Source organism: Chryseobacterium oncorhynchi (genome assembly GCF_002899895.1).
Classification (GTDB): domain Bacteria; phylum Bacteroidota; class Bacteroidia; order Flavobacteriales; family Weeksellaceae; genus Chryseobacterium; species Chryseobacterium oncorhynchi.
Window position 1 is genome coordinate 15,482 of the sequence record NZ_PPEI02000001.1, and the last position, 21,211, is coordinate 36,692.

The window sequence follows — 21,211 nt, forward strand, 5'->3', positions numbered from 1 at the left end:
TCATTTATGAATTCCGAAAAAATTGAAATTTTTGATACCACACTGCGAGATGGGGAACAGGTTCCAGGATGTAAACTGAATACGGAACAAAAACTGATTATTGCTGAAAGGCTGGATGAACTAGGAGTTGATATCATTGAAGCAGGATTTCCGATTTCAAGTCCGGGAGATTTTGAATCTGTTTCTGAAATTTCAAAACTGGTAAGAAATGCAAAGGTATGCGGACTGACAAGAGCTAATAAAAAAGATATTGATACAGCTGCTGAAGCTTTAAAATTTGCAAAGAAACCAAGAATACATACCGGAATCGGAACTTCTGATTCTCATATCAAGTATAAATTCAATTCCACAAGAGAAAATATTATTGAACGTGCTGCTGAAGCAGTACGATATGCCAAGGGTTATGTAGAAGATGTAGAGTTTTATGCTGAAGATGCTGGAAGAACGGATAATGCTTATCTGGCTCAGGTATGTGAAGCAGTAATAAAAGCAGGAGCTACTGTTCTAAATATTCCTGATACTACAGGATATTGTCTTCCAGAGGAATATGGTCAGAAAATCAAATACCTGAGAGAAAATGTAAAGGGAATTGAAAAAGCTGTTTTATCATGTCACTGTCATAATGATCTGGGTTTGGCAACAGCAAATTCTATTGCAGGGGCCATCAATGGAGCCAGGCAGATAGAATGTACTATCAACGGATTGGGAGAAAGAGCAGGAAATACAGCTTTAGAAGAGGTTGTGATGATTCTGAAACAGCATAAAGATTTAAATCTGCACACTAATATCAATCCAAGAATGCTGAATGAAATGAGTACAATGGTTTCTGATCTGATGGGAATGTCTGTACAACCCAATAAAGCAATTGTGGGAGCTAATGCATTTGCACACAGCTCTGGGATTCATCAGGATGGGGTAATCAAAAACAGAGAAACCTATGAGATCATTGATCCTGCAGAAGTAGGTGTAAATGCTTCTACCATTATTCTTACAGCAAGAAGCGGGCGTTCAGCATTGGCGTATCGCTTTAAACATATTGGTTATGATGTAACGAAAAATGAGCTTGATTATCTGTATCAGGAGTTCTTAAAGATTGCAGACCTTAAGAAAGAAATAGACAATGAAGATCTAGCCTTGATCATGGAAATCTGCAGCAGAAAAATAGTATAGGTTTGATTTAATTCAAGATAAAGTAAAAAATGAACAACGATAAAAAGACACTTTTTGATAAGGTTTGGGATGCTCATGTGGTGGACACGGTACCTGACGGACCGCAAATTATTTATATAGACAAACATCTGATTCATGAAGTAACAAGTCCACAAGCCTTTGCAGAGCTTGAATCCAGAGACCTGAAAATATTCCGACCAGAGCAGATTGTAGCCACTGCTGATCATAATGTGCCAACACTTCATCAAGAGGAGCCTATTCGGGATGAGTTATCAAGAAATCAGGTTCAGCAACTGACGGAAAATTGCCAGAAAAACAATATTGAATTATTCGGGCTAGGCCATCAATATCAAGGGATTGTTCACATTATTGCGCCTGAGCTTGGTATTACACAACCTGGTATGAGCATTGTTTGTGGTGATAGCCATACTTCTACACATGGAGCATTTGGAGCTATTGCATTTGGAATCGGAACCAGTCAGGTTGCACAGGTTTTTGCCAGCCAATGCTTATTGCTTAACAAACCAAAATCCATGAGAATTACTGTGAATGGTAAGCTTAATGAAAATGTTCAGCCTAAGGACGTTATTCTTTACATTATTTCTAAAATAGGAACAGACGGCGGAACGGGATATTTCTGTGAGTATGCAGGAAACGTATTCGAGGAAATGTCTATGGAAGGAAGAATGACTGTCTGTAACATGAGTATTGAAATGGGAGCCAGAGGGGGAATGATTGCCCCTGATGAAACGACTTTTGAATATGTACAAGGACGAGAGTTTGCTCCAAAAGGAGAGGGTTGGGATGAAAAAGTAGCCTATTGGAATACCTTGAAAACAGATGAAGGAGCCGTTTTTGATAAAGAACTTTCCTTTGATGCTTCAGGAATTTATCCAATGATTACCTATGGAACAAATCCGGGGATGGGAATTTCAATCCGCGAGACTATTCCTGCACCACAAAGTGAATCTGAAGCAAAAGCTTTACAATATATGGGGCTGAAAGCAGGGCAGGCTCTTTCCAGTATCAAAGTAAATTATGTATTCATAGGAAGCTGTACCAATGCCAGGATAGAAGATTTCCGTTCTGCAGCTCAATATATTAAAGGGAAAAGTAAATCAGAGGCGGTAAAAGCATTGATTGTTCCCGGTTCACAGCAGGTTGTAAAGCAAATTTATGAAGAAGGATTGGATAAAATCTTTAATGAAGCCGGATTCCAGATCCGTCAGCCTGGTTGTTCTGCTTGTCTGGCTATGAATGATGATAAAATTCCTGAAGGAGAATATTGTGTGTCTACTTCTAACAGAAACTTTGAAGGAAGACAGGGGCAAGGAGCAAGAACTATTTTGGCAAGCCCGCTTACGGCAGCTAAAGCAGCAATAGAAGGTAGAATTTCAGCCTTTGAAAACTTAAACTAGATAGAGAAGTACATGCAAAAATTAGTTATTATAAAATCCCGAGCAGTTCCATTGCCGGCAGAAAATATAGATACAGACCAGATTATTCCGGCAAGATTCCTGAAAAGTATAGATAGAAAAGGTTTCGGAGAAAATTTGTTCAGAGATTGGAGATTTAATATTCATACAGGAGAACCGAATTCTGATTTCGTTTTAAATAATCCTAAATTCGAGGGTAAGATTCTGGTGGCAGGAAATAATTTTGGTTGTGGAAGTAGTCGTGAGCATGCAGCCTGGTCTTTAACGGATTATGGCTTTAAAGTGATTATTTCCAGTTATTTCGCAGATATCTTTAAAGGGAATGCACTGAATAACGGACTTCTTCCCGTAAAGGTTTCCGAAGGTTTTTTAAAAGAGATTTTAGAAGGAATCAATGAAAATCCTGACAATGAAATTGCTATTGATGTGGAATTACAGTCGATCAGCTTTAAAGATGCCACTGAAACCTTTGAACTTGATTCATACAAAAAAATATGCCTTTTGAACGGCTATGACGATATTGATTTTTTAATCAGCAAAAAACAGGCGATTACAGAGTTTGAACTAAAAACACAGAAAACAAATGAGCAACAATTATTTTAAAATCGCGGTTCTTCCAGGAGATGGAATTGGGCCGGAAATCATTAGTGAGAGTATCAAAATTCTGGATGTCATTGCGGAAGCTTTTCAATATAAGTTTCACTTTGACTATGGGTTAATTGGTGCAGAAGCAATTTTTAAGACTGGTAATCCTTTACCTGAAGAGACTTTAAAAATCTGTAAAGAATCAGATGCTGTACTTTTTGGGGCGATAGGAGACCCGATATTTGATAATAATCCTGACGCCAAAGTAAGACCTGAGCAAGGGTTATTGAAACTCCGTAAAGAACTGGGATTATTTGCAAACATCCGTCCATTAAAAACTTATGCTTCACTGATTGATAAAAGTCCGCTTAAGCGAGAAATTATTGAGGGTGCTGATATTCAGATTTTCAGAGAGTTAGTAAGTGGAATTTATTTCGGTGAAAAATTTACGGATCCTGAAGGCGAATATGCTTATGATGTATGCAAATATAGCCGTGAAGATATTCTTCCTATTGCTCATATGGCTTTTCAGGAAGCTCAGAAAAGAAATAAAAAACTTACTCTTATTGATAAAGCTAATGTTCTTGATACATCAAGATTGTGGAGAAAGATATGTCAGGAAATTGCTTCAGAATATCCGGATGTACAACTGGATTATATGTTTGTGGATAATGCCGCCATGCAGCTGATTCTTAATCCAAAACAGTTTGATGTGATTGTAACAGAGAATATGTTTGGCGATATTATTTCTGATGAAGCCAGTGTAATCGGAGGGTCTATAGGATTGCTTCCATCTGCGTCCGTTGGTGAGAATAATGCGTTATTTGAACCTATTCACGGATCTTACCCACAGGCAAAAGGAAAGGGGATTGCTAATCCTATTGCCTCTATTTTGAGCGTGGCGATGATGCTGGATCATCTTGGTTTGCAGCCTGCAGCCAATAAACTGAGACAGTCTGTAGAACATGCTATTGAAAATAAATATGTCACCATTGATCTTAACACGAAGCAATATTATTCTACCAGTGAAGTGGGGAACTTTATTGCAGACCATATCAGGTATTCTGAGAAGTCGTATTATAATTTTGAAAATGTAAAAATCGGAAAATCTACCATTGTATAGTTTATAGTTCACTTAAATTAGATAGTTAGTAGAAAGGTTCTGCCTCATAATGAGACAGAACCTTTCGTCTTTTTAATTATAAATAAGCTTTAACAGCTTTTTTATGTTATCTGTTTTTTCTGATCAGCCTCCAGTTTTTCCCGATTTGCTGGCGGAAGACTTTCGAATATCCTCTTTTTCAACTTTTTTAGGGGATGATTGGACGTTTTCTGATTCTTGTCGAATCTCTTCAGTTTCAGATTTGTTTTTAATGTTTTCTTTTGGATCCATAGTATTAAGTCTTAGAGACCTAATATACTAACTTTTCCGGTTTTATCCTCTATTGTATAATTCAGGGCTTTAGCCAAAACGAAGATATTATTAAGATTCTCTATGAGCTGCTTACGTCCCTCATTTCTCAATTGATTTTGATCAATGGATTTAATCGCAGTCTCCTTGGCCTTTACTGTTACATTTTTAATATCTTTTTCTGAAATTCTATTAAAAAAAGAGTCGTCCAAAGATTGAATTTCGACGCTCGGTGTAATTCTAATATCTGCATCAGGAAGTTCAGTAATAATGAGCTTTTTATTTATGGAATCTACTTCAATCTTCATTTTATTCAGATCATAGGATACCTGTGCATTGGTCTTTGTATAAGTAATAATGCTATTGCTGGATACTTCCTTACCCAATACTTCATATCCCATTTTGGTTTTCTGCATGCTGGAACTGTTTTGTTCCATCACTACCATTTTATTCATCTTGGAAATCTGGTTGGTCAGAATATAATAATCCGACTTCTCCGTTTTTTCACCAAGATTCAGGCAGGATTTAAGACCAAAGAACAGAAGAACCATAGCTCCTGCACCTGCAACAAATGATATGATTGTTTTATTATTTCTCAAAATCTATTTAAAAATTTCTTTAATTACAGAAGAGTCGTTCTTTTTCAAAATTTCAGCTAAATCTCTTTCAATATAACCGCTGGTCGGCATTTCTACAATTCTTCCTACCTCTTTTCCGTATCTTTTAAGGATAATGGTTGGAACTTTCTGTATATTATAAAGAGTTTCATCTCCGGCAGGAGATTCTTTTTTACGGTTAACAGCAATAATCGTTAGTTTGTTATCAGGATAGCCTATTTCATCCAGTATTTTCATTAATCTTGGAAAATCTCTGTGACTGTCTTCACACCAGGTTCCAATGAACGTGATGATGTCATAGGTACCTAGTTTTTCTTTTTTAAGTTCACTGATAGCTTTTTGATCAAGGGCATACTCATCATGCTCCTTTACATACCAGTCTGCATAAGGAGCTTTTAAGAATTGTGCTTTTAGTTGATTCCCCAAAAGCATTTTCCCGTCTTTCTGAGTTTCAACCTCGCGATTAACCACTACTTTTTGAGCGCTAAGCTGCTGAGTAGCTAAAAATAAACTTGAAGCGGCAACAATATTTGTAATAAATTTTTTCATATTTTATTTCTCAATAATTGATTTTAAATCAGCAGGAGAGTAGTATTTGTTCTTTAGCACTTTATGATCTGCCTTTCTGTATACATTAAATTTTTCTCCAGACTTTTCATAAAAAGATTCTACTTCCTTTTCTTTGTAAAATTCAACAGTTTCATTGGCCTGCTCTTCATTATCACATGCTTTCGACATATTAGAACGCTGAACTTCGTTGAATAGCTCTACAAATTTATTGCCAAGTCCAAATTCCAGCACTGCACCACTCAAAACATACTGTAAATCGGACAATGCATCTGCAATTTCTACGATATCGTTATCTGCAATGGCTTGTTTCAGTTCATTTAATTCTTCCTGTAGAAGTTCTACTCTAAGATTGCATCTTTCTGGGGAAGGGATTTGTGGGGTGTCTAGAATAGGGGCTTTGAAAGTAGTATGGAATTCTGCTACTTGGTTCAAACTATCAATTTTATCCATGAAATTTTTTATTTATGACAAAGATAGAAAACGATTTGTTAATGGTAAAATGTACAGCGTAAAATATGCCTATGAGAGAGAAAGAATAAGATATTATAAAAACACAAAAGCCACAACTTTGAAATTGTGGCTTTTGAATTAAAATTTATGATTGGTATTCAATTATTCTGCTTCTTCATATTCCCAGATTCCGGAAATGTTTAAGACCTCTAATCCCGGTTGCCATTCACCATAGCTAAATACACAAATATATGTTGATGAGCAAGATAAACAATTGGTTCCGAAATATAAGGTGGGTAAATCATTTACGGTAAGTTCCCCAAAATGCTGCATCCTTTGTGAAGTTTCCGTGGTCATACCATGTTTCAATAGTTCTGCTTTCGGTAATACTTTATCACCTGTATAGATTTGAACAATGGGAAATCCTGATTGATATGGTGAAATTTCAATGGTATTTTCCTGATTACAGCTACAGCAGGTGAAAGTGGTTTTTGCAGCGGGAATAGTTTCATCATTTATGAATTTATTCTTTGCAATAGTAGTTTTTTTACCAATGTTTATTTTTTTTGATATTGAATACATCTGAGTTTAATTTATTACTGAATAACGGTTCCTACCAAGTTATTGTATTTTCCGCTTGGACTTTTTTTGATGGTGATCTTTACATATCCTTCTTCTGCCAGTTTATTCCATGTTTTCTGAAATCCTGTTGTGATATCAATCGGAATTTTCCACATGGTTTGCTTGCCATTTCCTTTCTGATTAAACCAAGGGATAATGTCTGCAGTTTGAGACTTGAAAGGTAGTGCATTATTTAAAACATCAATTTCATAATAGAAATCATATTTATTTTCTTCCTGATTTAATGCTCTTTCTGTGAAAGTATACACATATCCATTGATGATAGGGCTGGTAAAGCTTCCTCCTAAAGTAGGATTTCCGCTCCCGCTGTAGTTGATGGCTCCACTATATCTGTCATATTTTTGTCCGGCCAGAATAGGAACTTCATCAACGATATTGAAACCTCCGTTTGCTGGTGGCCAGCCGCCATTAAGATTATTAGCTTTAAAAAGAGCTTCCAGTTCTTTCCATTTGCCTAGTTTGTATAAGTCGTAGGCCTGATTTCTGATGGTTTGATTGACTGTACCGTTTGTATCATAGGTTGCTGCAAGTTCATCAGCATTTTTATAGAATACAATCTTAACAGGGTTAGGTGTATTCTCAATTTCGTCTTCTCTATCCGAGCTACAAGCAATGGAAAAAGACGCAATGGTAAAGAAAAAAATGTACTTAAATAAATGTTTCATATATAAAAATTAAAATTATGTAGAAAATTTAGTCAGGTATTATCGGGGAAAAGCAGAAGGAATTTATATTGAAAAAGATTCTTTCTCAATTATTGACAATGTTTTTATAGTACAAAAATATTTTAAGCATTGTTTTGATGTAACATGTTTAAAACAGTGCTCATTCATAAAAAAATAAAGAAAAAGTACCATAATGGTCAAGAAAATAACCAAAGAGTCTTCCCTTAAATACAAACTGGGTAAACGGTACAATGATAAGAATAATATTGAGCGTAAATTTAATTAAAAAACTCAAATAGTAGTGATATTATTTTATAATAGCCAAATATTAAAAATAAACTACGCGTATTTCTATTTTTAAATGACTTTTTTTCATTTTAAATTAACCATGAAGTTGACATAAAAAAGACCGCTCATAATGAGCAGTCTTTTAATATCTGGATTTGGAAGTTATTTATTTTTTAATAAATCTCTTTGCAAATTTTCCAACTTGAATCACATAGGTTCCTTTTACCAATCTACTTACGTTTAGGGTTCCGCTCTGAAGGTTACCCTCCATTACTAGTTTTCCTGACATGTCATAGATTTTATATTCTTCATTCTTCGTATTTGAAAGAGTAAGGATATCTTTCACAGGATTAGGATAAAGCTTGATCTCGGTAGATCCAGCCAGTGTTGTTTCTGAAGTTGACAATTCATTTGCTGCTACGACAATATTGGCATTATTCACATCAAAGAAGATATGGTTACTTCCTTTAATCATAATTCTTCCTGTACTAGTTGTAGCATTAGGAATTGTTACCGCTTCCGAGCCATCATTTGGAGTCCCGGCTAATAGAGTAGTCCATGAATCTCCGTTGTCAGTTGACCAAAGAATATCCACATTAGCAGCATTGATATTGTTAGCCGTAGTTCCTGCTACATTCCATGTTACGGTCTGTGAACTACCTCCTGAATAAGAAGAAGCGCTGTTTTGTGAAGTTATTGTGAAAGGGCCAGCGGCAGCATTCACTGTAATTTTGGTGTCATCTGAGCTGTTTCCTGCACCTCCTAATTTATTATCTCTTACTGTAAATCTGAAATTAAGATCTCTTGCTACGGAAGATAGGGCTTCTACGTTAATTTCCATTCCGGCTGTAGTGGTTGCTCCTGTCAGAACAGAGGCCATTTTTGGGAAATATCTTACCGGAGAAGCTGTAGGTACCCATGATCTGAATGTCGGACCTGCAGTTTTTGTGGCCGTAGCAGCAGAATTACTTCCTGTTTGGGAAGAAGTTCCTTTATCCATCTGTTCCCAGATATAAGTAAGAGAATCCCCGTCTGCATCAGTTCCGGTACCGGTTAGTACAAAAGGTGTACTTTTAGGAATGGTATAATCTAATCCTGCATTGGCTGTAGGAACGGTATTTCCTGTAGGTGTATTTACAGAACAGGTTTTTGCCTTAATGGTGTTTGTAATTTGTTCTATACTTCTAGCATGAAAAAACGGATCTGAATTTTTTTGAACATCATAACTCGTAATTCCTGCATATCCCATAATGGTAGATCCTGAACCTGGTTCTACGGGCTGTAAGCTTGATTGAGAAGTATAAGACCATGTATGGTTTCCTCCAAATTGATGACCCATTTCATGAGCTACATAATCAATGTCAAAAGTATCTCCAGATGGGACACCGTTGGCTGGTGATGTATATCCGCTACCTTTATAATCGTTAGGGTAAGTTATCCCTTGATATACATAAGTAGACATATCATTGCTGCAGATACAGCCTATGCATCCTGCATTACCGCCACCACCATCTTTACCAAATAAATGGCCTATATCAAAATTTTCATTACCAATGGTAGAGTTTAGTGCATTCATAAGCTCAAAATTCCACTTATCCATTTGTGAAGAAACGGAAAATGGATCTGTAGAAGCATTGGTATAAATGATTGCATCATTGTTAGGAATAAGTACCATTCTTGCTGCAAAATCATTTTCAAATATTGCATTTACTCTTGTCATGGTATTGTTCATTGCAGCCAAAGCCTGCGATTTTGTTCCTCCGAAATACGTCGTATATTCTCCTGTACATGAAAGCGCCAGTCTGAATGTTCTCAATATAGCATCATTGGCATTTTTAGCCGCAACTGTATTGGAAGCTCCTTTTTCAGCAGTTTCCAGTACTTTACATTCAAGTTTATTTAAATCATCTCTTCTGTCAGACTTTTTATAAACAACATAGGTAGAAAGGTCCTTGGTATAAGGTTCAATAAAAACAGCGGATTTATCCCCATATATCTCCATGGAAGATAGCCCCAGAGGAGATACACTAAAATAAACCGTTGAAGATTGATCTTCTATTCCTTGACCTATATAAGATTTAATATCCGGATATTTTGCTGCTAATTCAGGATCGAAATTAGAGTTTTCAGTTACCCTGAAGTTTTCCATTTTTCCTACTGAATTAGGAAAAGAAATAATGATACCCGATTTTTCTGTTAATCTTTTAGGTGTTCTTGCTAATAAGCTTTTCAAACTATTGATATCCAAGTGGAAAAGTCTAGGTCCATCAATATTTGACATGTTTTCAAAAATTGATGAAGAATTTTTTTGAGATCCCTTAGTCCATAGACGATCTGTCTGCGCAAAAGAAATACCTGACAGGACAAGCATTCCCATCATTAATAGTTGTTTTTTCATGTAGCCACTAATTTTCTTTGTATTTATCAAATCTAGTAAAAATATTATAAAAAAAATAATTTTCTTTAGAACGATTTTAAATAATAATTAGAGGAAATATTCAACTTACTGAGTATAAATAAATAAAAAGACTGCTCTGTATAAGAGCAGTCTTCACATCGTTTAAAATTTTAATAGACTATTAATTCTTAATGAATCTCTGAGCCTTTTCTCCGATCTGGATCATATAAGCTCCTTTAATCAGGCCGCTTACATTTACAGAACCTCTTTGAAGTTTTCCTGAGTCAATTAGTTTTCCACCCATATCTAAGATTTTATAATCTTCAGATTTTGTATTTGAGATATTTAATATGTCTTTTGCAGGGTTAGGGTATAGCTTAATACCTGTGATCAAATCTTTGGTATTGCTAAGCTCACCTCTTCCGGAAGAAACAATATTAAGAGTATAATCCTCAACTTGTCCATACGTATAAGCTTCACATGAAGAAGTAGGGATAGAACTATACTTCATCATTACTCTCATTCTTGTAGAACCAACAGTAGCAGTTGCCGGAATCGTAATAGATCCTGTAACCGGAGAGGTTGTGGAACCTGCTTTTGACCAAGCTAATTCTCCACTGTCTGTAAAGTCTCCGTCTCCATTGTAATCAATATAAACTGCATATGCTTCACTATATTTTGTAGAAGTCCAAACTGGAGTGACAGAGATTGTATATGCACTTCCTTTTGTAACGTTTGTAGAAATAGAAGTGAAATTTTCGTAACCTGCTGTTCCTGTTGAAGTATTGTTAATGGTTCCGAAGCTCACATTTCCAATTCTTTCATCCGCTGTATTGGAAGCAGAAGATGAACAATAAGTAACAGTTCCTCCACTTGCAAGAGTAGTAACACTTACTGTATTACTCGAAGAAGAAGCATTCCCTGCAGCATCTTTTGCTTTAACGGAGAAGCTATACGTTGTGGAAGAAGTCAATCCTGTTGCTGTATAGGTTGTAGAAGCTGTAGAACCAATTAATGATGCTCCTTGATATACATCATAACCTGTAACTCCTACATTGTCAGTAGCTCCTGACCAAGAAAGGTTAGTGCTTGTGGAAGTTGTGCCTGAAGCGGCAAGGGTAGGAGCTGTAGGTGCAATCGTGTCAGGAGTTCCTGAACCTGCATTTACAGAAATATTAGCATTATTTACATCAAAGAAAATATGGTTAGATCCTTTTACCATAATTCTTCCTGTAGTCGTTGTAGAATTAGGAATAGTTACCGCTTGTGAACCATCATTTGGAGTTGCTGATAATAGAGTAGACCATGTATTACCACTGTCTGTTGACCAAAGAATATCTACATTAGCTGTATTTACTCCGTTTGCAGTAGTTCCTGCCACATCCCAAGTTATATTTTGAGAACTTCCTCCGGCATATGTTGTTGCAGAGTTTTGTGAAGTTACGGTAAACGGACCTGCTGTTCCATTAACTGAGATTACTGCATCGTCAGAATTATTTCCAGAACCTCCGGATCTATTATCACGAACAGTAAATCTGAAGTTTAATGTTCTGGCTACTGAAGAAAGAGCTTCAACTGTAATTTCTGAACCAGCCGTTGTTGTTGCACCCGCTAAAATAGAAGCCATTCTTGGGAAATATCTTGTAGGGACAGTAAGCGGGGTCCATGATCTGAAATTAGGACCAGAAGCTTTTGTAGCGCTTGCTGCGGAACTTGCTCCTGTTTGAGAGGAAGAAGCATTATCCATCTGTTCCCAGATATAGGTTAAAGAATCTCCATCAGTATCAGTTCCGGTTCCGGTTAATACGAATGGTGTTCCTTTTGGAATAGTATAATCTAATCCTGCATTAGCTGTAGGAATTGCATTTCCTGTACTTGTATTTACAGAACAGGTTTTCGCTTTAATATTATTGGTGATTTGCTGAATACTTACTGCATGGAAAAACGCATCCGAGTGAGGTTGAACATCCTGGCTGGTAATTCCTGCGTATCCCATAATCGTTGATCCTGATCCAGGTTCCATATTAACACCTGTTCCTTCATTTCCATGGGAGAATGTATGATTTCCACCGAATTGATGTCCCATTTCGTGGGCAACATAATCAATATCAAAGTTATCTCCTGATGGAATTGCATCTGCAGGTGAAGTGTAGCCACTACCTTTTGATCCATTTGTACAAATACAACCAATACAACCGGCATTTCCACCACCTCCGGAAGCTCCAAATAAGTGTCCGATATCATAATTAGCCTCACCAATCACAGAAGTAAGAGTACTTTGCAGTTGAGAATTCCAGCTGCTCATGCCGGATGAAGCAGAATAAGGGTCTGTAGAAGCGTTGGTGTAAATAACAGCATCGTTATTAGCAATCAGCACCATTCTTGCTGCGAAATCTTTTTCAAAAACACCGTTCACACGAGTCATCGTATTATTCATTGCTGCTAAAGCCTGAGCTTTTGTACCTCCGAAATATGTGGTGTATTCTCCTGTACATGACAATGCCAGTCTGAATGTTCTTAATTTAGCATCGTCAGCATTCGGTCTTGCTGCAATATTTGCATTGGTTACTCCTTTTTTAGCAACATCTATTACTGTACATTCAAATTTGCTGAGATCATCTTTCTTGTCAGATTTTTTGTAAACAACATACGTAGAAAGATCCTTGGAATAAGGCTCAATAAATACAGCAGATTTATCTCCATATATCTCCATAGAAGATAATCCGAGAGAAGAAATACTGAAATACACTGTAGAATTTGGATCTTCAAGGCCTTCTCCTACATAGGATTTGATATCCGGATACTTTGCCGCCAGTTCCGGAGTAAAGTTGGAATTCTCTTTCACTTTGAAACTTTCCATTCTGCCATCAGAATTTGGAAAAGAAATGATGAGTTCTGATTTTTCGCCAACTGCCAGTCTTTTTGGAGCTTTTGCTAAAGCATTCTTTAATCCGTTAATATCCAGGTTATATACCTTTGGATTTTGGATGCTGGATTTGTTCTCAAAGATCTCCGAAGATGATTTTTTGGAGTCCTGGGACCATAGACGGTCAGTTTGTGCGTAGGAAACTCCTGTGATCAGGAGCATTCCAATCAGGGTTAATTGTCTTTTCATATTAAATATTTGTTTTTGTTATGGTAAATCGAAATTAATAAAAAATATGTTACGAAAAACAAAAATTTTTATGAAAAATTTAGAATATCCATTTAATATATTATGTAATACATTGAATATAATTTAAATAAAGTGGAGTTAAAATAGAAATGGCATACGTAAACACGCATGCCATTTCAATTATTAGTATAATAATTTTTTAATTACATTTTATCATCAGCGGTGGGACCGTAAAGTCCGGGAACTTTATTTCCTGTTGATCTTAAATAAACGACCAATTCACCTCTGTGATGGTACAAATGATTATAAAGAAAGCCTCGTACTACCTGAATTCTTGGGGATGGAGGAAAGAGAGCATTACCATGCATTTCCATTTTCCATTCATTGAAATAGGTGGATTCATCCGATTCTTCAAGCGCTTTTTGTGCTTTTGCTACATTTTCTTCAAATTTAGCAACAATATTTTCCGCCTTGGAAATATCTCCTTTATCATACTGATAAGTGCCCATATCAAAAACATCCTGATTAAAAGTGGAATCATACCAGTTATAAACTTCTGCAATATGAGAAGCCAATTGACCAGTAGTCCAGTTTTTTTCAGATGGTTTCCAATGTAAAGCACTGTCGGGAATTGCTTTTAAAATTTTTCTTGTGTTTTCTGCTTCATGCAGAAATTCACCTAATAAGGCTTGTTTGATCATTTGTATATGTTTTTAAAATTATGGTTATTTTGTAATATCTCTTCCAATTACCAATCTCTGGATCTCAGAAGTTCCTTCACCAATAGTACAAAGCTTAGAGTCTCTGTAGAACTTCTCAGCAGGGAAATCTTTTGTATATCCGTAACCACCAAAAATCTGAACAGCATTATTGGAAATTCTTACACATGCCTCAGAAGCATATAGCTTTGCCATAGCCCCTTCCTTAGTCATCTTTTGTTTTGCATTTTTCAGAGTTGAAGCTCTTTGGATAAGAAGTTCAGAAGCATCAATTTCTGTTGCCATATCAGCAAGCATAAAGTTGATCGCCTGGAATTCAGAGATTGACTTTCCAAACTGATGTCTTTCTTTTGCATATTTTAAAGCAGCTTTATAAGCTCCTCTTGCTGTACCTAAACTTAATGCAGCGATAGAAATTCTACCACCATCCAATATTTTCATGGCTTGCTTGAAACCTTCACCTACTTCACCTAAACGATGCGAGTCTGGTACACGTACATTGTCGAAAATAAGTTCTGCAGTCTCAGAAGCACGCATTCCTAATTTGTTTTCCTTTTTTCCGGATGCAAATCCAGGCATTCCTTTTTCTAAAACGAATGCTGTAGAATTATTTTTAGCTCCTATTTCACCTGTTCTAGTCATTACCACAGCAATGTCTCCTGAAATAGCGTGAGTAATGAAGTTTTTTGCTCCGTTGATGATCCATTCATCCCCGTCTTTTACGGCAGTGGTAGACATACCTCCGGAATCTGAACCTGTATTATGTTCTGTTAATCCCCAAGCTCCGATTACCTTTCCTGAAGCTAACTGAGGAAGCCATTTGTTTCTTTGTTCTTCATTTCCAAACTCATAAATATGATTTGTACAAAGAGAATTGTGTGCAGCTACAGAAAGACCAATAGATGGATCTACCTGAGAAATTTCGTCCAGAATAGTAACATACTCATGATAGCCCAAACCGGAACCTCCGTACTGCTCAGGAACTACAATCCCCATAAATCCCATTTCTCCTAATTGATGAAATAGATCTTTTGGAAATGTTTGGCTTTCATCCCACTCCATAATATTCGGTCGGATATTCTTTTCTGCAAATTCTCTAGCTGTCTCCGCTATCATTTTGATGTTGTCAATTGTCTCTGTGTTCATATAGATAATAGTTAGTTCCCAAAGATAATTAAATTGACGGAATGCTAAAGAAAATTATTGCATTCATAATATTATAGAGTTCAATATTTTAATTTCCAATTTTTTATGTTTTGAGAATTAATATTTTCTTAATAAAATATTCAAACTTGTACGCATTTTATTTTACTATTTTAGCCTCCCAATTTTAAGGCATGAAAAAAATTCTACTTCCTATAATTTTAATTTCCACTTATATTTCTGCGCAGGAACCTGCCGGATATTATAATGGAACAGCTGGGTTAACGGGGTACGTCCTAAAATCAAAGCTTCATGATATTATTTCGGATAAAATGATCAACTGGCATTATGATGACCTGAAGGTGCTTTATAACCAGACTGATCTTGACAAATATTATGATCATGATGCTTCCAATACTCAATATCTGTTGGATATCTATTCGGAAATACCGTCGGGACCCGATGCTTATGAATACAAGACTGATCAGTTAATAGCTGGTGCAAGTGGAGAGGGTGTGGGTTATAACAGGGAGCATATGATGCCACAAAGCACATTCAGTACAAGCTCATCTATTAGTGATTACCCTATGTATTCGGATCTGAATTTCATTATTCCTGTTGATGCTTATATCAACCAGCGAAGGAACAATTACCCTTATGGAATAGGGAACAATACGAATCATTATATTTTCACCAATGGTTCGAGAATGTCTAACGCAGCCATTCCAAATTATCCTTATACAGGAAGAGTTTATGAACCTATTAATGAGTTTAAAGGAGATGTTGCAAGGACTTTGTTATATTTTGCAGTAAGATATGAGGGGAAACTAGGATCATTCAATACGGCTTATACTACGTCAGCAAACATAACGCCGGCTACAGATCAGTGTCCGCTTGATGGAACTGAGGAAAGAGCCATAGATCTTCCATATGTTGCTATGCTGAAGCAATGGAGTGCTGCAGATCCTGTGTCGCAAAGGGAAATTGACAGGAACAATTCCATTTATACGCTACAAAAAAACAGAAATCCATTTATTGATCATCCTGAATGGATTGATATGATCTGGTCCGAAACTCCGGATAATATTGCTCCGGCAGCTCCGGGATCCCTGGTTTCAACACAGCAAAATGCTTATTTTGTGAATTTGAACTGGGCTTCTTCTCCTGATGCTGATGTTTTAGGATACAGAATTTATATGAATGGGTCAGCAACGCCAGTAGCTGTTACAAAAGGAACTTCTATAAGTATTGACCACCTAAGCCCGTCAACAACCTATACTTTTACAGTAAAAGCTTTTGATAAAGGATATTTGGAGTCTACATTCAGTAACACAGTTACTGCTTCAACGATTGCTTCAGATTCATATGCTCCGGATCTTATGATTACAAAGTATATATCAGGAACCAATAACAGCAATAATACCATTAAGAATAATGCGCTGGAAATCGTTAATAAAACAGGGCATGAAGTCAATTTAAATAATTACAGAATCAATATCCAGTTTAAAAATAACACTTCAGGAGCTATTTATAGTGGGGATACTTATGAACTGGAGGGCAAAGTAGCAAACAATGAAACTTTTGTTATTTTGAATCCAAAATCTACCTTATCGTGCTATACTAATGCTCAGGCAAAATTCGTAACTGCTTCTGATCCTCTAACGTTTACAGGAGGAAACTATGTAGAACTTGCTTATAACAAAACAGTTACTGTAGATGCTATTGGAGTGAAGTATACCACTAATAATAACGGAAACGTATCTTTATATAGAAAAGACAACATCAATCAGCCTGCCGGCACATTTAATATCAGTGAGTGGGATTCTTATTCATCCAATTACTGTCAGAATCTGGGCGGCACATTATCTACTACAGAATTAATCGCTTCCAATAACGAGTTTAAAGTTTATCCAAATCCGGTTGATGATATCCTTTTTGTAAGTGGTACCGTAGAAAAAGTTAAAACAGTTCAAATTATTGATCTTGCAGGAAAAGTGATTTATACTGAAAAAGATCCGTTCAGAAATAAGAAAAATATTTCCGTGCAGGGACTTCCAACGGGAATTTATATCCTTAGGGCTGATGATAAGATATTACAATTTATTAAGAAGTAGTATTGAGTTTTAATTTTTTCACTTATCATCATTTCATCTAAAGTCTTAGAAACCTTGTGTTTATCATAAAATCGATATAAGCAGATTCACTAATAATTAATATCTATAAGTGTTTCTGCTTATATTTTTTATTTATAAGTAATTATGCTTATATTTGCAGTATGATAGCGGTCATTACCGGTGATATTATAAATTCACAGCATGCGGACACTGAAGTTTGGATTACCAAGCTTAAAAATCTTCTCGAAATCTGGGGAAGCGCTCCTGGCACATGGGAAATCTACAGAGGAGATGAATTTCAGTTCAAATGCAATATAGATGACGTTTTCTGGCATTTTCTAGCCATAAAATCACTTATCAAGAGTCAGGAAAATTTAGATGTAAGAATTGCCATTGGTATAGGTGAAGAGAGTTTCTCATCCGAGAAAGTTACCGAATCTAACGGTACAGCCTATGTAAATTCCGGCAGATTACTGAATGATCTTAAAAGTGACGGGCACACTGTTGCCATCAAAACCTCCAGTGATTCTGTAGATAGGGATCTAAACATCTTATTGAAATGGTCATCCAAAGATTTTGATAACTGGACGATGGCTACATCAGAAATTATTCATGAAATGATCATGAACAAGGATATCACACAGGAAGATCTTGCTAAAAGATTTGCTATTTCACAGTCTTCAATAAGCCAGAGACTGAAACGAGCTAACTATGAGCTCATCGTGGAAACCAACCAGTATTTCAGAAAGAAAATCTCAGAACTATAGGCATGATCTTTATCAAACTCATATTGGCACATCTACTCGGAGATTTTACACTTCAGCCAAATTCATGGGTTGCTGATAAGGAGCACTATAAACTGAAAAGTAAGTTTTTATATTTCCATATTCTGATTCACACCGTTTTAAGCTTTATTTTTCTTTGGGACTTACAATTGTGGTGGGTTGCTGTTTTGGTAGGGGTTACTCATTTCATTATTGATGCCGCAAAGCTTAGCTTTCAGAATGTAAAAACAAAGAAAAGATGGTTTTTCATTGACCAATTACTTCATATTTTGGTTATTGCAGGAGTTTCTTTCTATTTTCAGGAATTCAGTTTCAGCTTTTTACAAAATCAAGAATTTCTAAAGATCATTATGGCAGCATTGTTTCTGACAACGCCTGCTTCTATCTTTATCAAATTACTATTGTCATCATGGACGCCCGCTCCGGATGGCCCAAACAATATTCAAACCGAATCTTTATCAAGTGCCGGAAAATATATAGGAATTTTAGAACGCTTGCTGGTCTTCACCTTTATTATGGTGAATCACTGGGAAGGCGTAGGTTTCATGGTGGCTGCCAAATCTGTTTTCAGGTTCAGTGACCTAGCACAGGCAAAACAGAGAAAACTTACAGAATATGTATTAATTGGTACACTGCTGAGTTTTGGACTGGCTGTCTTAACAGGAATAATAATAAAATAAATCAATAAATCTAACTACAATTTAGAAAGTAAAATTATGAGTCAAAAGAAAGAAATGTTGTACGAGGGGAAAGCGAAACAAGTATTTGCTACCGATAATCCTAATGAAGTAGTAGTACGTTTCAAAGACGATGCTACAGCATTTAACGCTCAAAAGAAAGGTCAGGTTGATCTGAAAGGGGAAATGAACAACGCGATTACTACCCTTATTTTTGAATACTTAAATGAAAAAGGAATCAAAACTCATTTCATCAAACAATTGGACGAAAGAGAGCAGTTGGTAAAAAAAGTTTCTATCATTCCTTTGGAAATGGTCGTAAGAAATTACTCTGCAGGAAGTATGGCACAAAGATTAGGAGTAGAAGAGGGAATTAAATCTCCTGTAACAATCTTCGATATCTGCTACAAAAAAGACGAATTGGGAGATCCACTTATCAATGATCACCATGCTGTTTTCTTAGGTGCAGCTACATACGAAGAACTTGATGAAATGTATGAACTAACTTCAGACATCAACGAAATCCTTATCGACCTGTTTGACAAGATCAATATCATCCTGGTAGACTTCAAAATCGAATTAGGAAAAACTTCAGATGGTGAAATTATCCTTGCTGACGAAATTTCTCCGGATACTTGCAGACTTTGGGATAAAGATACTATGAAAAAACTGGATAAAGACAGATTCAGAAGAGACTTAGGAGAAGTAACAGAGGCATATGTTGAGATCTACAACCGTCTTAAAAATCTTCTACAGAAATAAATTTCGGATATTAAACATCAGGTATCAGATGTTTATTCTGAAAAATACTTTGTTAGTTAAAACAAAATTAAAATTTGAAGTTAACTTAGACTAATTTCTAACATCTAATATCTAACTTCTAATCATTAGAAAAAATAGAAATGAAAAGTTTAGACATTCATAAAAGTGAATATTTAAAACAGTTTGAAAACCAGATCTACGGAAGAAATCTTTTCAGAACTCAGGAAGAGGAAAGATTAGATGCTCCTAATGAAGAATGTGGGATCTTCGGATTATATTCAGACAATGATCTGGATACATTCTCTCTTTCACAGTTCGGGCTTTTTGCATTACAGCACAGAGGCCAGGAAGCTTGTGGTATCTCTGTCTTAAAGGATGGAAGAATTACCAACATGAAAGATGAAGGACTGGTTTTGGATGTTTATAAAGACATTCAGGAACCTGAAACTTTTATGGGAAATTCTGCAATTGGACATACTCGCTATACCACTGCAGGAGATAAAAAGAAATATAACTTCCAGCCATTTTTCGCCAAAAACGAATATGACCAGATTATACTTTCCATAGCACACAACGGTAACCTTACCAATGCCAAGGAATTAAAGCATGAGTTAGAAGCTGAAGGCGTAGTTTTCAGAGCAACTTCCGATTCTGAGGTTATCTTGAGACTGATCCAGAAAAACCTAGACCTGGGACTTCGTGGAGCGATTAAAGCTACAATGGAGAAAATTAAAGGGGCTTATTCTGTAGTAGGAATGACTAGAAATAAATTCTTTGCATTCCGAGATTTCAATGGTATCCGTCCATTGGTGTTAGGTGCAATTGATGAGAACTCTTACGTAGTTGCTTCAGAATCTGTGGCATTAGATGCTGTAGGTGCTCAGTATGTACGTGACATTCTTCCGGGAGAAATCATTTATACTAATGAAAATGAACCGGGAAAACTTCAATCTTATATGATGGATGAAGCAAAGGGCAAACAAAGAATCTGCTCGTTTGAATACATCTACTTTGCAAGACCTGACTCTACCTTAGAAAACATCAATGTTTATGAGATCAGAGAAAAGTCAGGCGAAAAAATCTGGGAGCAGGCGCCTGTAGATGCAGATTTAGTAATTGGTGTTCCGGATTCCGGAGTTCCTGCTGCTATTGGCTTTTCTAAGGCTTCAGGCATTCCTTTCCGTCCTGTATTGATTAAAAACCGATACATCGGAAGAAGTTTTATTGTTCCTACTCAGGAAATGAGAGAAAGAGTAGTCAACCTGAAATTAAACCCGATTATTTCAGAAATGAAAGACAAAAGAGTAGTTATTATTGATGACTCTATTGTTCGTGGAACAACATCCAAAAGGTTGGTTAAGATTCTAAAAGATGCAGGGGTAAAAGAGATTCACTTCAGAAGCGTTTCTCCTCCAATTATTGCTCCATGTTATCTGGGAATTGACACCCCTTCAAAGGATGATCTGATCTCTGCAAACATGACTACAGAAGAACTTAAAAATTATTTAGGAGTAGATTCTTTAGAATTTTTAAGTATAGATAACCTAAAGGAAATATTAGGATCTTCCAATCATTGCTTCGGATGCTTTACTGAAGAATATCCGGTAGGAAAAGGAGAGGAGGTAGAATTATTCAATTAATTCTTTATTCAAATATAAAAACAA

At 36.1% G+C, this 21,211-nt stretch carries 19 protein-coding genes; 9 read left to right on the forward strand and 10 right to left on the reverse strand.

Translation table 11 applies throughout. The annotated features are described in order from the left end of the window. Positions 1–6 precede the first annotated feature (6 nt). Genes C1638_RS00075 through leuB form a run of 4 tightly spaced genes read left to right on the forward strand, consistent with a single transcriptional unit; the run spans position 7 to position 4,314 of the window. Entirely contained in the window at positions 7–1,170 is a 1,164-nt protein-coding gene (locus C1638_RS00075; protein ID WP_109617078.1) for a 2-isopropylmalate synthase, read from the forward strand. A 29-nt stretch (positions 1,171–1,199) separates the two neighbouring features. After that, a complete protein-coding gene (leuC, locus tag C1638_RS00080) occupies positions 1,200–2,588 on the forward strand; it encodes a 3-isopropylmalate dehydratase large subunit (protein ID WP_109617080.1) in 1,389 nt (462 codons plus the stop codon). 12 nt (positions 2,589–2,600) lie between these two features. Beyond that, positions 2,601–3,209, forward strand: a complete 609-nt coding sequence (gene leuD / locus C1638_RS00085) for a 3-isopropylmalate dehydratase small subunit (RefSeq protein ID WP_109617082.1) — start codon at positions 2,601–2,603, stop codon at positions 3,207–3,209. Then, a complete protein-coding gene (gene leuB, locus C1638_RS00090; RefSeq protein ID WP_109617084.1) occupies positions 3,190–4,314 on the forward strand; it encodes a 3-isopropylmalate dehydrogenase in 1,125 nt (374 codons plus the stop codon). The genes leuD and leuB overlap by 20 nt, the downstream gene beginning before the upstream one ends. Positions 4,315–4,437: 123 nt before the next feature. Here leuB and C1638_RS22210 read toward each other — a convergent pair whose 3' ends face one another. The 10 genes from C1638_RS22210 to C1638_RS00135 all read right to left on the reverse strand — a co-directional run bounded on the left by C1638_RS22210 (position 4,438) and on the right by C1638_RS00135 (position 15,212). Continuing rightward, positions 4,438–4,584 carry a hypothetical protein gene (locus tag C1638_RS22210; RefSeq protein ID WP_165826481.1) on the reverse strand — a complete coding sequence of 49 codons (147 nt, stop codon included), beginning with the start codon at positions 4,582–4,584 and terminating at the stop codon, positions 4,438–4,440. An 11-nt stretch (positions 4,585–4,595) separates the two neighbouring features. Then, positions 4,596–5,201 (reverse strand): DUF4230 domain-containing protein, encoded by a 606-nt coding sequence (locus C1638_RS00095; protein WP_109617086.1) that lies wholly within the window; start codon positions 5,199–5,201, stop codon positions 4,596–4,598. A 3-nt stretch (positions 5,202–5,204) separates the two neighbouring features. Continuing rightward, the gene (locus C1638_RS00100; protein WP_109617088.1) at positions 5,205–5,768 is read right to left on the reverse strand and encodes a TlpA family protein disulfide reductase; all 564 of its coding nucleotides are present in this window, start codon (positions 5,766–5,768) and stop codon (positions 5,205–5,207) included. A 3-nt stretch (positions 5,769–5,771) separates the two neighbouring features. Beyond that, positions 5,772–6,239 (reverse strand): pyrophosphohydrolase domain-containing protein, encoded by a 468-nt coding sequence (locus C1638_RS00105; protein ID WP_109617091.1) that lies wholly within the window; start codon positions 6,237–6,239, stop codon positions 5,772–5,774. Between the two features lie 162 nt (positions 6,240–6,401). Beyond that, entirely contained in the window at positions 6,402–6,821 is a 420-nt protein-coding gene (locus C1638_RS00110; protein ID WP_109617093.1) for a hypothetical protein, read from the reverse strand. Between the two features lie 14 nt (positions 6,822–6,835). Further along, positions 6,836–7,546: a glycohydrolase toxin TNT-related protein gene (locus C1638_RS00115; protein ID WP_109617095.1), complete on the reverse strand. Its 711-nt coding sequence runs from the start codon at positions 7,544–7,546 to the stop codon at positions 6,836–6,838. A 454-nt stretch (positions 7,547–8,000) separates the two neighbouring features. Further along, positions 8,001–10,232 carry a zinc-dependent metalloprotease gene (locus C1638_RS00120; RefSeq protein WP_109617097.1) on the reverse strand — a complete coding sequence of 744 codons (2,232 nt, stop codon included), beginning with the start codon at positions 10,230–10,232 and terminating at the stop codon, positions 8,001–8,003. A gap of 181 nt (positions 10,233–10,413) precedes the next feature. Beyond that, the gene (locus C1638_RS00125; RefSeq protein WP_109617099.1) at positions 10,414–13,347 is read right to left on the reverse strand and encodes a reprolysin-like metallopeptidase; all 2,934 of its coding nucleotides are present in this window, start codon (positions 13,345–13,347) and stop codon (positions 10,414–10,416) included. Positions 13,348–13,550: 203 nt separating this feature from the next. Next, positions 13,551–14,048 (reverse strand): DinB family protein, encoded by a 498-nt coding sequence (locus C1638_RS00130; RefSeq protein WP_109617101.1) that lies wholly within the window; start codon positions 14,046–14,048, stop codon positions 13,551–13,553. 24 nt (positions 14,049–14,072) lie between these two features. Next, positions 14,073–15,212: an acyl-CoA dehydrogenase family protein gene (locus C1638_RS00135; RefSeq protein WP_109617103.1), complete on the reverse strand. Its 1,140-nt coding sequence runs from the start codon at positions 15,210–15,212 to the stop codon at positions 14,073–14,075. 191 nt (positions 15,213–15,403) lie between these two features. Between C1638_RS00135 and C1638_RS00140 the strand changes: the two genes are divergently transcribed. From C1638_RS00140 to purF, 5 genes are all read left to right on the forward strand, one after another. After that, positions 15,404–17,323 carry an endonuclease gene (locus C1638_RS00140; RefSeq protein ID WP_109617105.1) on the forward strand — a complete coding sequence of 640 codons (1,920 nt, stop codon included), beginning with the start codon at positions 15,404–15,406 and terminating at the stop codon, positions 17,321–17,323. A gap of 161 nt (positions 17,324–17,484) precedes the next feature. After that, positions 17,485–18,090, forward strand: coding sequence for a SatD family protein (locus C1638_RS00145; protein WP_076352007.1), 606 nt, complete (start codon positions 17,485–17,487; stop codon positions 18,088–18,090). Positions 18,091–18,092: 2 nt separating this feature from the next. Then, positions 18,093–18,788: a DUF3307 domain-containing protein gene (locus tag C1638_RS00150; RefSeq protein ID WP_109617107.1), complete on the forward strand. Its 696-nt coding sequence runs from the start codon at positions 18,093–18,095 to the stop codon at positions 18,786–18,788. Positions 18,789–18,824: 36 nt separating this feature from the next. Next, on the forward strand, positions 18,825–19,547 hold the full coding sequence (gene purC, locus C1638_RS00155; RefSeq protein WP_076352005.1) for a phosphoribosylaminoimidazolesuccinocarboxamide synthase: 723 nt from the start codon (positions 18,825–18,827) through the stop codon (positions 19,545–19,547). A gap of 140 nt (positions 19,548–19,687) precedes the next feature. Next, a complete protein-coding gene (gene purF / locus C1638_RS00160) occupies positions 19,688–21,187 on the forward strand; it encodes an amidophosphoribosyltransferase (RefSeq protein WP_109617109.1) in 1,500 nt (499 codons plus the stop codon). Positions 21,188–21,211 lie beyond the last annotated feature (24 nt).